This window comes from Armatimonadota bacterium (genome assembly GCA_029907255.1).
In the GTDB taxonomy this organism is placed as follows: Bacteria; Armatimonadota; UBA5829; order DTJY01; family DTJY01; genus JAIMAU01.
In genome coordinates, this window is record JARYMF010000004.1 from 128500 (window position 1) to 144134 (window position 15635).

Sequence of the window (15635 nt, forward strand, 5' to 3'; positions counted from 1 at the left end):
CCGATATGATAGAAGTAAGCAATCTCAGCAAAGACTATCGGTTGGGCAACACTTGTGTACATGCCCTCCGTGGAATCTCACTCAAGGTCGAGACCGGCGAGTTCGTGGCAATAATGGGGCCGTCGGGCTCAGGCAAATCTACATTTATGAATATAATAGGCTGCCTGGACACTCCGGATAGCGGTTCGTATTATTTGGACGGAGCCGACGTCAGCCGCCTGACAAGCGACGAACTTGCCAATATTCGAAATACACGGATTGGCTTCGTATTTCAATCGTTTAACTTGCTTCCCAGAATGCCTGCGGTTAACCAAGTTGAGCTACCTCTGCTTTATAACGGCACCCGTGACAGGCGTGAACGCGCACTTCGGGCGCTTGAACGCGTTGGCTTAAGAGACCGTGCCAACCATAAACCAAACGAACTTTCCGGTGGGCAGCAGCAAAGAGTGGCAATCGCACGTGCATTGGTCAACAACCCAGCGATTATTCTTGGCGATGAACCCACAGGGAACCTCGACACTCGCACAGGAGAAGAGATATTAGCGATTTTGCAAGAACTCAACCGAGAGGGCAAAACCGTTTTAATTGTTACGCACGAGCTAGATGTCGCTATGCATACAAAAAGAATAATTAAGTTCAGAGATGGCAGGATAGTGAGCGACGAAAAAGTTGACAAGCAGCGTGACGCTCGAGAGATACTTGCCTCAATGCCTCCGGAGGTAGAGGAATGAACCTTTCAGAAAGCATAAAGGTTGCGCTCGATGGACTGTCAGCAAATAAAGTGCGCTCAGGATTGACAATGCTCGGGGTGATTATCGGCGTAGCCGCTGTCATCGCAATGATTGCAATCGGCCAAGGTGCGCGCCAGAGAACCATGAGCATGATTCAATCCATGGGTACCAACGTCCTAACGGTGATATCCGGGCAAGCTAGGTTCGGTATGGTTAGAGCCGGCATGGGCTCCGTGCAAACGCTTACCTATGATGACGCTCTTGCAATTGAAAAAAGCTGCCCAGCCGTTGACAAGGTAGCACCCGAACTTCGAATGCAAGCCCAGGTAAAATACAAGAACATGAATACCATGACCTCCATTATCGGCACAACCCCAGATTACCCATCTATCCGTAACTACAGATTAGAAAAAGGGCGATTTTTCACCGAAAAGGATTTACGCTCAATGCGAAGGGTCGGCGTCATTGGCCCCACAGCTGCTTACAACCTGTTCGGGCAAAACTCGGCTTTGAATAAGATAGTGCGAATAAACGGTATAAACTTCAAGATAATCGGCATTACCGCAGCAAAAGGCACGGGAGGCTGGATGGACCAGGATGATGTTATATTCATTCCCTTGACGACCGCAATGAAGCGCGTTTTCGGAGTTGATTATATCAGGTCAATCAGTGTCCAGGCGAAAAGTTTAGATAGGATGACAGAGGCTTCTACCCAAATAGAAGAACTCCTAAGAAAAAGACATAAGATTGGGCCCGCTAGCGAATCGGACTTTATGATTCGCAACCAAGCCGAATTTTTGGAAACCGCCGAACAAACAAGCCGCACGTTTACTATGCTTCTTGCAGGTATAGCTGCAGTATCCCTTCTGGTGGGCGGCATCGGCATAATGAACATAATGCTTGTTTCAGTTACAGAACGTACTCGCGAGATCGGAATTCGTAAAGCTGTGGGGGCAAAGGGACGTGATATTCTCCTCCAATTCCTCATAGAATCCATGGTTCTTTCAGTTTTCGGAGGGTTCATAGGCATTCTAGCTGGAATAGGAGGAGCAAAGTTACTTGGGAAAATGGCAGGCTGGGATACACTGATTTCTATGCCTTCAATTATACTAGCATTTGGATTCTCAGCCGCAGTAGGGATATTTTTTGGCATCTACCCTGCACAAAAAGCATCTTCGCTTAAGCCGATAGATGCATTGAGATATGAATAGCTAAGTAAGTTGTTAGACAACTTAAACGCCAACGCAAATCAGACATCCAACCTAAGAAAGGAGAGGAAAAAATGAGGAGATTTATAGTACCTATTGGAATTTGCTTGCTCGTGGTATTCACTGCAGCCGTGGTTTGTGCCCAGCAACAGCCCTCTGGCGCAAACCAATTCCAGGCATTCCGAGAAAAACACAAATATACGTTCCAGCTAATGCAGATGGTTAGGCACATTGGAGAGATAAACAAAGACAAGAAATACACCTTGACGCCTGAACAGGCGAAAAAGGTCCTTGCCGTTTTGAAACCACTTCGTTCCAAGCCAAAGCTTACGCAAGATGAAGCAAAAAAGGCTTTGAAAGATCTCAAACCAATCTTCACAGCGGCTCAACTAAACGCCATGGCGCGTATCAAGCCGAAGTTCGAACAGCACCGTGGCCCCGGTGGACCCCCAGGCGGACCAGGCGAACAACAACGCAGACCGCCACAAAACGTTGAAAGACGAAGGCCCAATCTGAATGCAATGAAAGACTTCAATCCATTCTATTCCAAGGTGCCAAAGGGCGATGAGCGTGCCGCCGAACGTGTAAAACGCATGAATGAATTCTTCGCAGCTTTAGAGAAGAAGGCAAACAGCAAGAAGACAAAATAAAACAGCAAGCACCAATATAGCATTAATGAATTTCAGCGCTTGCTTCTAAAGAAAAATAAACGTTTACTTAATATTGACAAGTCAGCCTCGGCGTGGTATTATATCCAGGCTTGCCAGAACTTTAAACGGCGTTGGCATCCTTTACTAAGAGGGGACTTTACAGATGTACGCAGTTTTGAAAACGGGCGGAAAGCAATACACCGTTCACGAAAACGAAACTATCAAAGTAGAGAAGCTGGATGTACCGGTTGGCGAGGAAGTAGTATTTGACGATATTCTTTTCGTCAACACAGATAAGGCTCAAATCATCGGAACACCGACTGTATCCGGTGCGAAGGTGATTGGGAGAGTCCTACGCCACGGACTTGGAAAGAAAATAATTGGGTTTACGTATAAACCCAAGAAGCGCGAACGCCGAAGATTTGGTCACAGGCAGCCATTTACAGAAGTTTCAATCGAGAAAATCGAATACAAAACTAGAACAACACGTAAGGCCGAGGCACCCAAAGCCCCAAAGGCTGAGGAAGCAGGCGAGGCAGCCGAATAGACTTGCCCACGGCCCGTTTGGAGGTGAAAAGAATTGGCGCATAAAAAAGGAGTAGGTAGCTCACGGAACGGACGAGACAGCAAGTCGAAGAGGCTGGGCGTCAAAGAGTTTGCTGGAGAATATGTAAAAGCTGGAAGCATTCTTATTCGGCAGCGTGGCACAAAGATCCATCCCGGCTTGAACGTCGGTCGCGGTGGGGATGACACCCTATTCGCCCTGGTGGATGGCTACGTGAAGTTCGAAGGCAAGAAGACGCGCAAAGTAAGCATATATCCTTCCGTAGCGTAGAAAAGCAGGAGCAATATTATTTCTCCCATAATCTGACGGGAGGGATAATATTCTTCTATACAAAGTTCTTGCGACTCGATTATCGTTCCGATGATCGAGTCGTTTTATTATGGCGCCTTCTCAAGGAGGGCAGCAATGTTTGTTGACGAAGCAACAATCAGCGTAAAAGCAGGCGACGGTGGCGACGGCATGGTAGCCTTTCGCCGTGAAAAGTTTGTGCCTCGAGGCGGTCCAGCAGGCGGCGACGGCGGCAGAGGTGGCAATGTTATCCTAGTCGCAGATGGCCGGCTCACAACCCTAATTGACTTCCATTACAAGCGAAGTTACAAGGCACCCAGAGGCGGCGACGGCGGCCCTAATAACATGACTGGGAAAGACGGCGAGGACCTTTATATTCACTTGCCAGTTGGAACCCAGGTCTACGATGCCGACTCTGGCGAACTCCTTGTTGACCTGGACACAGAAGGCCAAATGTTTATTGTTGCACGAGGAGGACGAGGCGGCCGTGGAAATGCAAGATTTGCCACCCCAACACAGCGTACGCCAAGATTTGCCGAGCCCGGAGAACCAGGAGAAGAACGAAATCTTCGGCTTGAACTTAAGCTACTTGCAGATGTCGGACTAATTGGTTTCCCGAATGTTGGCAAATCCACGCTAATAGCAAAAGTCTCGGCAGCCAAGCCCAAAATTGCAAATTATCCCTTCACTACCCTTACGCCAAACCTTGGCGTCGTGCGCGTTGATGAAGAAAACTCCTTCGTCATGGCGGACATACCCGGCCTGATTGAAGGTGCTCATGCGGGAGCAGGACTCGGAGACAGGTTCCTTCGCCACATAGAGCGAACCCGACTTCTAGTGCATATCCTCGACATATCCGGCTTGACGGGGAGAAACCCTTTGAATGACTTCGACGTCATAAACCGCGAGCTTCGTCTTTATAACCCTGAATTGGCCAAGCTTCCCCAGGTCGTCGCATTGAACAAAGTTGACATAACCGGAGCCATGGAAACAGCTAGAGAGCTTGCACCCATATTCGAATCAAGAGGATTCAAAACATTCGCAATCTCAGCGGCCACCGGCTTTGGAGTCCAAGAATTAATTTACTTCCTTGCAGAAGAGCTTCGCAAACTAGACAAAATAGTGCCAACCCCCGCTGAAACACACGAAATAGTCCGCATCGCACCAGAAAAGAGAGATCTCAAGCGCTGGGAAGCCAAGAAAGTCGGCGACCACGAGTTTGTCGTCGAAGGAAAACGCCTGGAAAGCGAGGTAGCGATGACTAACATAAATAATGAAGTGGCAATTCGCCGATTACACCGCAAGCTTGATCGCTTAGGTGTGCTGAAAGCTCTCAAGGAGCTTGGGATAGAAAACGGCGACACTGTCAGAATCGGGGCAATCGAGTTTGACTACATAGCAGAAGAAGAAGTAGAATAAGGCAGTAGGTACTAAAGTGGACAAGAAGGCTAAAAGGGTTATTATTAAAGTCGGCACAAGCACCCTAACAAATAACTCAGGCAAAATAGACCGCCCGTATTTGACTTCGCTAGCCAGTCAAATCGCGAACCTTAGGTCGCAATCAATCGACGTCGTGCTAGTCACGTCTGGAGCAATTCGAGCCGGGATGGAGCGAATGGGGTTGCCTGAGCGCCCGATGACAATGCCTGAAAAGCAAGCTGCCGCCGCCGTCGGGCAGGGTCTACTTATGCAAATGTATTCCGAGATATTTGAATGGCACGGCCTCACTACTGGTCAAATACTCCTCACCCGCGAAGACTTTGGCGATCGGCGGCGCTATCTCAACGCTCGTAACACCATGCTATCGCTCCTTCACCATGGCGTAATACCAATAGTCAATGAAAATGACACTGTTGCGGTAGATGAAATACGGGTGGGCGATAATGACAATCTAGCCGCCCTCGTTGCTTCAAGCCTTGGAGCAGATTTGCTTATTCTGCTTTCTGATGTACCTGGACTATGCAAGACAGATCCAGCAAAATCTGCGCCGTCCGAAGTTATCCCGCTAGTTACAAAAATTGACGACAATATCTGGGCAATCGCTGGCAAAGCTCGAAGTGGCACTGGCGGCATGCGCACAAAAATTGAAGCCGCAAAGATTGCAACAAAATCAGGCGTTACAATGATTATTGCCGACGGGAGGCTGCCAAACGTTATCGTTGATATCGTTTCTGGCAAGCAAATCGGTACGAAATTCGTTCCACAGAGATCAAGCCTAAGTGGTCGGAAGCGGTGGATTGCATTCGGAGCCCATGTTCGCGGCGAGATAATTATAAACGAAGGCGCAAAACGCATGATTCTAGAAGGAGGTAAGAGCCTGCTTGCCGCCGGAATAACAGGAGTGCAGGGAAGCTTCTCCACAGGCGACCTAGTAAGAATCGTAGACGAAGAAGGAAACCAAATTGCTCGAGGATTCGTCAATTATAGTGCAAGCGAAATTGAAAAAATCAAGGGACGGCAAAGCTCAGAAATCGAAGATATACTTGGATACAAGGACTTCGACGAAGTAATCCATCGTGACAATATGGCATTGGGAGTATAGCGCTCTTTTCCCACTAACCCCAAGCTAATGCAGGCAAAAACCTGTAAAAGCAGGATAAAGATATGTCTCGAATTGGCATAATGGGCGGCACATTTGACCCTCTGCATTGGGCGCACTTGATTATAGCAGAGGAATCGCGGGAAAAATTCAACCTGGGGAAAGTGATTTTCATCCCGGCCGGCCAACCCCCACATAAGCTTACATATCCGGTTTCCGATGCCGAGCACAGATACGCTATGACGCTACTTGGAACGGCGTCCAACCCATATTTTGAGGTCTCTAGGCTTGAAATCGAACGTTCCGGCCCTTCATATTCAGTCGATACTATCCGCGAAATAAAAGGAATTTATGGGCGGAAAACGGAAATATATTTTATAGTAGGCGCAGACGAAATACTTGAAATTGAGAGCTGGCATGAAGCAGACCAGCTTCCCAAACTGACGCGATTCATCGTAGCACCTAGACCTGGTTTTGACCTAACGGCGCTTGAGCAGCATCTGCCGCTCAAGTTCTTAAAAAGCATTGAGATACTTCCCATAGCACCTGTGGACATCTCGGCAACTAATCTAAGAACAAGAATCGCAACGGGTAAAACTATTCGATATCTTGTACCTGAAGAAGTCGAGCAGTATATCCACAAGCATGGCTTGTATCTGGAGTGAGGGTACGATGGCACGCAGGCTCCCTCATTTAACAAATAATAATCGTGGTGTAGCACCAATACTGCTTGTTCTGCTTATCATCCTCTGCTTTGCAGCAGCAGTTGGCTTAGGAACACTCCTTGGCTACTACACCACTCACAGTGGATTCTCGCGTAGGGTAAAAGAAATTATCGAGCCGCCTTTCGATGGCAAGAAAACCGTCCGCATACTCGTCATTGGCGAAGATGACACAGGAAAAAGAAACGAAACAAAACGCGGCCTCTCTGACTCAATCATAATCGCCTCCGTTGATTTTGATAAACAGCAAGTGGCAGCTCTCTCCATTCCTCGAGACACAAGGGTAGACCTCAATGGATATGGAGGCATGCAAAAAATAAACGCAGCGCATGTGTTTGGCGGACCCATGCTCACCCGCTTAGCCGTTGCTCAACTTACTGGCATCGAGGCAGACTATTACATAAAAACAAACACCAAAGGGTTCAAGAAATGCGTGGATATTCTTGGCGGCGTGGAAATTGACGTCGAAAAAAACATGCATTACAGAGACAGATGGGGTGGCCTATATATAAACCTGAAGAAAGGCCGGCAGGTTCTTGACGGCGAACACGCAATGCAGTATGTTCGCTTCCGCCACGATGCCCTAGGTGACATCAGCCGCATCCAGCGGCAACAGAAATTCCTTCGTGCCCTAGTAAAAAAAGCAGTCTCACCAATCAACCTGCCAAAGCTACCCCGATTGATTTCTACCATGCTCGAAAATGTTGAAACAGATATGACTCCGCGTGATTTGATTGCGCTGGCAAACCTAGCATCCAAACTGGACCTAAGTCAAGTAGAGATGGAAACACTTCCCGGCGCACCGCAGAATATCAATGGAATCAGTTATTGGATTGCAGACTCGCAAAAAACCGCAGAGGTCGTTGCTAAGCTTTTCTTCAAACCAGACCCAACGCCAATCCCAGCAAAAATTGAAGTGCTAAACGGAAGCGGAGTACAGGGTGTGGCAAAAAAAGTTGCCGAGAGTTTAAAGCAAAGCGGCTATGAGATAACATCAGTCGGCAATGCTCCCAACTTCAACTACACCACCAGTGAGATAGTGTGTCGGATGAGAACCGACAAGGCAGCACGCCATGTTGCCGAAGTCACAGGAATCAGCGTCATTAAACGCGCAACAGATGAATCCGTTGGAGCCGACCTTACGATAATCATCGGGAAGGACCGAGCATTAGCATTTCAAGGGACTTAGAGGAAGCATTGTCACCTAAAGCTACTCTTACTTCGGAGAAAAAAGCAAAGCTTGCACTATTAGCGGCTGAGGACAAAAAGGCTGTCGATCCAGTTGTGCTCGATGTCCGCGACAGAACAATCATGACCGACTTCTTTCTCATTGTTACCGGCACATCCGATGTCCACGTTAAAGCAATTGCTGACAATATCATAGAAAAGTTTGCAGACAAAGGCATAAAAAACAAGCGAGTTGAAGGTTATGAAGAAGCAGTTTGGGTGCTCCTGGATTATGGTGACATAATCATTCATATCTTTGCACCACGCGAACGGCAATATTACAATCTCGAGTCATTTTGGACGGGCGCTGAAAGTAGTAGCCCTCCACCTCTGAGCCCAGAAGAGAGGCATGGTGAAACTTATGTCGCAGGAACTGAGCTATGAACAAGAACGTGAGATTGAAAGGTTAATTGCGCTTGCAACCCTCCAACGTATGCGAGGGCAGTTGACAGATGCCGAAACTTCCGCCCGGAAGGCTCTCGATATCAGCCCAAAGGACGTAACAATCCGTGAACTCCTAGCCGACATCCTCCACGAAAGCGGCAAACTCGAAACAGCACTGAGCGAATACCGGTTGGCTCTCGACCTTGCACCGGGAAAGAAGTCACTTGAGATAAAATTTGCCAAAGTAACCCTCGAAATCGCTCAGCGGGAGCGCGAACGGGCATTAGCAAAAGACATGCTCGAAAATCCTCACAAATACGCACAGCCCGAAAGAAGCCCTCTTTTTGCCTTGATTCTTGCGCTCGTGCCGGGTTGCGGACAGTTCTACAACCGCGACTATTTCAAAGGCTCGATTATTCTAGGAATTTTTATGGCGTTTCTTTTTACTTTCGCCTTTCTATCTCACTCCTACAGCGGAGTACGTGACATCCCGACGCTTATTCAGAACACGCACCCAGCCGCAATTTTTATGGGCGTTGCGACACTTGCCTCATATATATACGGCCTCTTCGATGCTGCATTCTCTGCAAGCAAGACAAGCCGTAGTGAGAACATCGAAACTTAAGCCAGCATATCAATAGCTGCTTCAACTTTTAGGAGGAATCACTCTTTGTCTAGCTCTCATACACCTCTAAAACGACCTCACGGAGCATCTTTCGTCCTTCCGGGAACTTTGGTAGACTTCCAACCTATACAAAAATTCGAACTGCCCAAATCAGGCTTATCGCTGACGCGCGCCTGCAAGCATGGGCAGTTCTATGCAGTAATAGGACATAGGTGCGCCCTTCTCGGCAAGGAAGCTGGACCTTTTGAGGTGTGGGGACACCCATTCAAGTATGCCTTCAATTGCAAGCTGACATTCGAAAAAGGCGGAAAAACGTTCCAAACAAGCGACTTGTGCAGTAAAATCGATGTTACCCCCGAAGCAACGTTTTTTAATTATGAAGGCAAGGGCATCAAGATTAGAGAAATCATCATTACTCCGATTAAGCAACCTGGAGTAGCTATTCTTTTAGATATTCAGGAAGGTACGCCGCTTAAGATAATATTCTCATTCCAGTCCGACCTCAAGCTTATGTGGCCAGCGGATTGGCAGGCGCGCCAGCCCGATTATGCGCTTGACGAAGCAACGGGGGCGTGGGCAATAATCTCCGGCGCAGAAGAACACACCGTCTTGATTGGCGCACCAGGAGCAAGAGCATGCAGCCTTGGCATTCATGACGAAAACCGCTATATTGCAATCGATGTTTCTGCCGAAGAAGCAGCTACTTCGTTTGTGCCACTCGTCATATCAGGCGACGTAGGCGGAGTTAATCAAGCCAGAGAGACCTTCATCGAAATTGGACAAAACATACCAAAAATCGCCGCTGAAAACGCTTCATACTACCGCAACCTCATCGAGACCACTTTGACCATTGAGACGCCAGATGCCGAAATCAACGAAGCATTTACGTGGGCAAAGGTTGGCCTCGATAAATGTTTCATGGAAACACCTTCAATCGGTGCAGGTTATGTCGCAGGATGGAATACATCAAATGACAGTGGTAGACCGGGCTTTGGATGGTACTTTGGGCGTGACTCAGTATGGGAATCGCTTGCTGCATGCCTTTACGGCCAGTATGAGAAAGTTAGGCGCAACCTCGACCTCCTAGCAAAGCATCAAATTCTCTTTGGCGAAAACCGAGGCAAGGTGTACCACGAGCTAAGTGCCGCCCATGACTTCTGCTTCGACAAGAACTATGCTTACGTTGCCGGCGACTCAACTCCACTTTTCGTCATATGCATGGCTGCTTTTCTCCGCTGGACCGGCGACCTCGACTACATTAAGATGAACTGGGGCCGAATTCGATATGCCATGGATTGGTGCTATCGTATGGATATAGACCGCGACCTACTTATAGACAACCCCCCCGCTGGCCATCAATGGTACGACTATGGCGAGAAAAACATGGTAGATCTTGTCGCAATTTGGGCACATGCTCTTGACCAAGCCGCCTGGATGGGCCGACTGCTGAATGATTCCGACGCCGAACGATGGGCGGCAGATGCCTCAAAAGTGCGCTTAATACTTAACTCAGATTTCTGGAACACTAAAAGGGGATATATCTATGATCGCAAGCTCCCAGATGAGACCTTCTGCCAGCTTACTACCGCCAATCCAGCAGTCCCACTCCTTTGGGGGCTTGTTCAACCTGAAAAAGCACAACGGACAATCAATGTGCTTTTCAGCCCTGCCATGTATACTCCTTGGGGTACAAGAACAAACTCAAACCAGGACGACATCTACAATCCGTGGGGGTATCACGAGGGAACTGTATGGCCGCTGGTAACCGGCTGGGCGTCCCTGGCGGCTTACGAGAATCATCGGCCTGAAGAAGGTCTCCGCGCGCTAAAGGCAAACGCGGAGCTTACAAAGGACTTCTCCTTAGGTTATATTCCAGAGATACTCTGCGGCGACGAACGAGTCGCAGGTGGGTGCCCACACCAAGGCTGGTCGGAAGCAATGATAATAATGCCACTTGCCAAAGGGATGCTAGGACTCGATGCAAATATCCTCGAGGGAACAATTCGCTTCGGCCCACACTTGCCTCAGGAATGGGATAAAGTTCGGGTCCGCAACTTCCGCGCAGGGAATAATACTTTTGATATCAGCTTTGAAAAAACTGAGGATTTAATCTCCACCGTTGTTCGCCGTACCTCCGGTTTCAGACATTTGAGCCTTCACTTTAATCCAGCAATTCAAAAAGATGCCAACGTCAAACTCGTTACAGTTAACGGAACAGTATTACCGGAAGCTGAATGGAATACACGGACAACAGCAACCGACAAGCACATAGAGCTAGTACTGCCAATTGGGGACATGTTGGAAATAGCAATAACCTTCTAACATACCAAGATATCCAGCAGGAGGTTGTCACCTTGAAGAAGGAACTACTCCGTCGTAGCCCCTCGCTTGATATTTTAGAGCGTTTTGGTTAAACTTGCTTAAAAGCATTCCTTAACCCAGGAGGTAGGAGCATGAAACGGCTGATTTCTTTCTTAACTTTCATATTATTCGCAACTATAAACGCAACGTGGGCTCAGGATGCGGCAAACCCCGCAGACACATCAGCCGCCGGCACACCTAAACCTGCAATGATTGGCGATAATAACTCAAAAGACGCCAGCAATCCAGCCGAGTCGCAATATGAAATCGAAAAGGTAAGAAGGCGGACTGTTCCGTTTGCTGTTACAATTGGCGTATATTACCCAACCAGTAAAAAAGTTAGAGACATTTTCGGCAGCAAATGGACAAGGTACGGTCTAAGGCCCCTCCCGATGGCAGAACCGCGAATCTGGCGACCAACATTTGATATTTGTTATTACAGGATGTCGCGAACCATTAATTCAGCCGAAAACTCCGTTACTCTTATCCCGGTAACAGTAGGGTTAATTCGTGGATTTGGAACACCCGAAAATGTGCGCGGCTATGCCGCTGTCAATGCCGGAGTATATTTTTGCAACCTGGATGCCCCTACCGCGGGTGTGAGTAAAGATGGCATTGGGCTAACCACAAATGTTTCCTTGGGCTTGCTTCTAGGAAAAAGATTCTCTGCAGAAGGCAGATATGAGTTCATGGACAAGTTTGCTGGGTTTGACTTCGGTGCGTTCACACTATCCGCGGCATTTACAGTCTTTACAGCCAAATTCTAGAGGGATTCAGATCGCTTAGAGAGACCTCTCAAAATATTATCCACGTCGCGGCTGAGCTATTTTTGCTAAGCTTAAATACCAATTTATATATTCGAAACAACCTCGCCTTATGCTTTAAAAAGGACAACTTTTATATTTTATAGAATCATCTATTACCGCATTTTTGCTCGTTTCTATTCAAAGGACGGGTGACTATGGCAACACTACTTATAGGTTACGATGTTGAGTGTGAAAGTAAACCAGAGATTACAAGGCATTTCTTACATACGGTGGCGGAAGTCCATGCTAAGCATCCATGCACTTTGTTCCTACTAGGCCTAGTCATCGAAAAGAATGCTGATTATTTAAAGAAAGTTGCAAACAATCCAATGTTTGACTTTCAACAGCACACTTATTCACATAAACTTTTGAAAACCATCTGTATTGATAGAAGAAACGGAACAATCGAAGTCCACAAAGGAGTCTCGCTTCAAGAGATTGAAGAAGAAGTTGCAAAAACCTCAGAACTCATCCGACAAGAATTCGGCAAAGAATGCATTGGCTTAACCGGCCCATGGGGATATTATCGAGGGCTAGCAGACCGCCCGGATATCCTCGAAGTACTTCATCGGCTTGGAATACGCTTCACGCGGACATATGGCCGTGACCAATTTGATTTTCAACCAGTAGCTTTCGAGATTCAACCCTTCTGGTATGATGCCCAGGGCTTCCCTGATATATTGGAAATCCCAATCCACGACTGGCAAGACGTTTACTGGCGCGGAATGCACGGCTGGGACGATATCAAAGGCTATTCTGACCACCTTCTATGGTGTCTTGATTACGTTGCACAAAGAAACCTCGTTTGGAGCTACGCCTCCCACGACTGGTCCAGCATTTTAAAGGATTCCGACATGACCATTATACGCACGCTCCTCGAAGCCGCGGATAAGCGAGGGGTTAAGGTTCAGTCATACCTAGATTATTACATGGAGCAAAAGGAGAAAAGAAATGCACAATAAATTGGCAATTGAAGGTGGCACGCCTGCGAAAACCACTCCAGAACCGCCAATGCTTCCAGGCGCATGGGAAATAGGAGAGGCAGAAAAGAAAGCCGTTCTCGAGGTGCTCGACGAAAAAATTCTCTTCCGCTACTACGGACTGCCGAACCGAAAGTCTAGAGTGCAAGAGTTTGAAGAACGATTTGCAGCTCATATTGGCACAAAATATGCGCTAGCAGTGAACTCAGGAACAAGCTCTCTCATTGCAGGCCTCGTAGGAGCGGGAATTGGGCCAGGCGATGAGGTCATTGTGCCAGCATATACATTCGTTGCGTCGCCTGCTGCAATAATTGCAGCGAAAGCTATCCCAGTCATCGCTGAAGTTGATAATTCACTTACGCTCGACCCGAATGATTTCGAACGCAAGATTACAAAATACACGAAGGCTGTAATGCCAGTCCATATGCGCGGAACTCCCTGCGACATGGACCGAATAACAAACATTGCAAAAAAGCATGGCATAAAAATAATCGAAGATGTAGCCCAATCGTGTGGTGCAAGCTACAAAGGCAAGCCGCTCGGTACTTTTGGCGATGTCGGCTGTTTTAGCTTGCAAATGTACAAGGTTATTACCTCAGGTGAAGGCGGAGTCGTTGTTACTGATAATTCGGACATATACGACAAAGCACGCATGTATCACGACGCTGCCGTTCGCTTCTGGGGCGAAGACACAGGCATGGCCATCTTCCCAGGTGTAAACTTTCGCATGAGCGAGCTTGCTGGTGCACTAGCCCTCGTTCAGCTTTCAAAGCTGGAGGATTTACTTGCACGGATGCGAGAAAACAAGCGTCGGATTAAGAGTCAAATTGAACCCAAGAAAGGTTTGGAATTTCGCAAGATTTACGATGAAGAAGGCGAGGCAGGTCTTAGCTTGGTTATGTTTATGCCGAATCCTGAGATAGCAAAACAAGTTGCGGCCGCACTCCAAAAAGAAGGTATTGGCGCCGGGACAATCTACAATCAGGGGATTCCAGACCGCCATATTTACACTAGTTGGGTTGAAATTTTGTCAAAGACCCCTGATGTGCAAAAAGGATGTCCCTTCACCTGCGCTTTTTATAAGGGAAATGTCGAATATTCACCAGATATGTGTCCACAGACACTAGATTATCTTGGCAGGGCAATACACTTAAACGTTAGCCCACTTCTTAGCCCAGAGGATTGTGATGCGATTGCCTTTGGTATAAACAAAGTAATGACAGCAATGCTGTAAAAAGAAAGGAAGGATTAATTATGGGACGAAAAACCATGAAAATTCTCATTATTTTTGGGATAGCGGCAATATGTGCATGGGTTCTTACAGGCTGCGGTGGGTCATCAAGCAGAAACGGGCATATTCAAATATCCTTGACGGATGCCCCATTCGATGCCGACCAGATTAACATTAGTATAAAGAGCATAGATGTACATAAGGCAGGCGGCAGCTGGACCAATGTTAAAACGTACGACATACCACTAAAAGTGAACCTTCTAGACTATGCTTTCGGTAATCCTCCGCTCCTGCTTGTGGATGCACCACTTTCAAGTGGCCATTATACTCAAATCCGTCTGATGCTCGATTCGGCTGAGATAGTCAAAGGAGCCGACAGGTATGATGTTGATCTTCGAAATGTTGAGCAAACCGGCGTCAAGTGTGTTGGCGAGTTCACAGTTGAGCCCGGCCAGCTGTGTGCCATAATCCTCGACTTCAATGCCGGCAGGTCCTTTGTAAATAACCCACCTGGGAGCTCTAACTTCATGCTCATACCCAAGCTAACAATGTCGCCTTTGAACATTGCAACCAAAGTATTCGGCAAAGTTGAGGTGAAAGACCAAGGTGGCACACCCCAACCGATACCTGACGACGCCGTCATCAATGTCTACGCCGCTGGCCATATTGGTGAGGCAGAGTTCCTAATCTCCACTGCTGACATTGAACCCTCGGATGCCAATCCACTGATAGGATTATTCACAATCTCAGTCCTTCCGCAAGGAAACTATGATTTCCAAATCGTCTTCAATGGCACGGTTGTAAAAGAAATTACGGGCCAAGCAATCACACCACCCGAAATCGACCTCGGTACAATTCTTATAACGCTTCAGTAGTTCCAACCGCAGGAGCGTTCGGCTAGGCTGAACGCTCCACAACCCCTATATATTTAAGAAACCAGTATTTTTGCGAGTACTAACCGTCTCCAAACCCTCAGTTGGTTTTCCGATAATCCCAAATGAGTGCAAAGTAACGGCTGTGTCCGTTACCGTCTATCGAGGGAGGTTCTGATGTCCGAGTGCCATTTCTGGTGGAGAGCCGGTGAGGTCCAATGGTGTGATATGACTGGCGAGTCCTGCAAATGTGGCGGCTGGGAAGAGAACTGCGATATGCGAAAGAAAAAGCGCTCAAAAGAAAAAGCCCGGCTAGTCGCAAAAGCCCATGCTTTGGCAGATGAAGATTTTTACGAAGATTATTAGGCAAAGTTTCTGAATTAACTTAAAGGTGACTCGCTTGCAATGTTGACAATGTAAATCCCTTATGCAAACGCCCACAGCTT

The 15635-nt window shown here is 47.6% G+C and carries 16 protein-coding genes and 1 pseudogene; all 17 read left to right on the forward strand.

Going from position 1 to position 15635, the window contains the following annotated elements:
- Positions 1–5: 5 nt before the first annotated feature.
- The 17 genes and pseudogenes from QHH26_04550 (at position 6) to QHH26_04630 (ending at position 15555) form a co-directional block, all read left to right on the forward strand.
- Entirely contained in the window at positions 6–731 is a 726-nt protein-coding gene (locus tag QHH26_04550; protein MDH7481235.1) for an ABC transporter ATP-binding protein, read from the forward strand.
- Positions 728–1942 carry an ABC transporter permease gene (locus QHH26_04555; protein ID MDH7481236.1) on the forward strand — a complete coding sequence of 405 codons (1215 nt, stop codon included), beginning with the start codon at positions 728–730 and terminating at the stop codon, positions 1940–1942. Before QHH26_04550 ends, QHH26_04555 begins: the two co-directional genes overlap by 4 nt.
- A gap of 71 nt (positions 1943–2013) precedes the next feature.
- On the forward strand, positions 2014–2589 hold the full coding sequence (locus QHH26_04560) for a hypothetical protein (GenBank protein ID MDH7481237.1): 576 nt from the start codon (positions 2014–2016) through the stop codon (positions 2587–2589).
- A gap of 163 nt (positions 2590–2752) precedes the next feature.
- Positions 2753–3058, forward strand: a pseudogene (gene rplU / locus QHH26_04565) (50S ribosomal protein L21).
- Between the two features lie 111 nt (positions 3059–3169).
- On the forward strand, positions 3170–3424 hold the full coding sequence (gene rpmA / locus QHH26_04570; GenBank protein MDH7481238.1) for a 50S ribosomal protein L27: 255 nt from the start codon (positions 3170–3172) through the stop codon (positions 3422–3424).
- A 135-nt stretch (positions 3425–3559) separates the two neighbouring features.
- Positions 3560–4861: a GTPase ObgE gene (gene obgE, locus QHH26_04575; GenBank protein MDH7481239.1), complete on the forward strand. Its 1302-nt coding sequence runs from the start codon at positions 3560–3562 to the stop codon at positions 4859–4861.
- 16 nt (positions 4862–4877) lie between these two features.
- Positions 4878–5984, forward strand: a complete 1107-nt coding sequence (gene proB, locus QHH26_04580; protein MDH7481240.1) for a glutamate 5-kinase — start codon at positions 4878–4880, stop codon at positions 5982–5984.
- Positions 5985–6046: 62 nt separating this feature from the next.
- Positions 6047–6646 carry a nicotinate-nucleotide adenylyltransferase gene (gene nadD / locus QHH26_04585; protein ID MDH7481241.1) on the forward strand — a complete coding sequence of 200 codons (600 nt, stop codon included), beginning with the start codon at positions 6047–6049 and terminating at the stop codon, positions 6644–6646.
- A gap of 7 nt (positions 6647–6653) precedes the next feature.
- Positions 6654–7892 (forward strand): LCP family protein, encoded by a 1239-nt coding sequence (locus QHH26_04590; GenBank protein ID MDH7481242.1) that lies wholly within the window; start codon positions 6654–6656, stop codon positions 7890–7892.
- Positions 7893–7900: 8 nt separating this feature from the next.
- Positions 7901–8314: a ribosome silencing factor gene (gene rsfS / locus QHH26_04595; GenBank protein ID MDH7481243.1), complete on the forward strand. Its 414-nt coding sequence runs from the start codon at positions 7901–7903 to the stop codon at positions 8312–8314.
- Positions 8292–8939, forward strand: coding sequence for a DUF5683 domain-containing protein (locus QHH26_04600; protein MDH7481244.1), 648 nt, complete (start codon positions 8292–8294; stop codon positions 8937–8939). Before rsfS ends, QHH26_04600 begins: the two co-directional genes overlap by 23 nt.
- A 45-nt stretch (positions 8940–8984) precedes the next feature.
- Complete coding sequence (locus QHH26_04605; protein MDH7481245.1) at positions 8985–11261, forward strand: amylo-alpha-1,6-glucosidase; 2277 nt, start codon at positions 8985–8987, stop codon at positions 11259–11261.
- Between the two features lie 131 nt (positions 11262–11392).
- The gene (locus QHH26_04610; GenBank protein MDH7481246.1) at positions 11393–12067 is read left to right on the forward strand and encodes a hypothetical protein; all 675 of its coding nucleotides are present in this window, start codon (positions 11393–11395) and stop codon (positions 12065–12067) included.
- A 194-nt stretch (positions 12068–12261) separates the two neighbouring features.
- A complete protein-coding gene (locus QHH26_04615; GenBank protein ID MDH7481247.1) occupies positions 12262–13068 on the forward strand; it encodes a polysaccharide deacetylase family protein in 807 nt (268 codons plus the stop codon).
- A complete protein-coding gene (locus QHH26_04620) occupies positions 13058–14320 on the forward strand; it encodes a DegT/DnrJ/EryC1/StrS family aminotransferase (protein MDH7481248.1) in 1263 nt (420 codons plus the stop codon). Before QHH26_04615 ends, QHH26_04620 begins: the two co-directional genes overlap by 11 nt.
- 20 nt (positions 14321–14340) lie before the next feature.
- Complete coding sequence (locus QHH26_04625) at positions 14341–15192, forward strand: DUF4382 domain-containing protein (protein MDH7481249.1); 852 nt, start codon at positions 14341–14343, stop codon at positions 15190–15192.
- 174 nt (positions 15193–15366) lie between these two features.
- Positions 15367–15555: a hypothetical protein gene (locus QHH26_04630; GenBank protein MDH7481250.1), complete on the forward strand. Its 189-nt coding sequence runs from the start codon at positions 15367–15369 to the stop codon at positions 15553–15555.
- Positions 15556–15635: the final 80 nt, after the last annotated feature.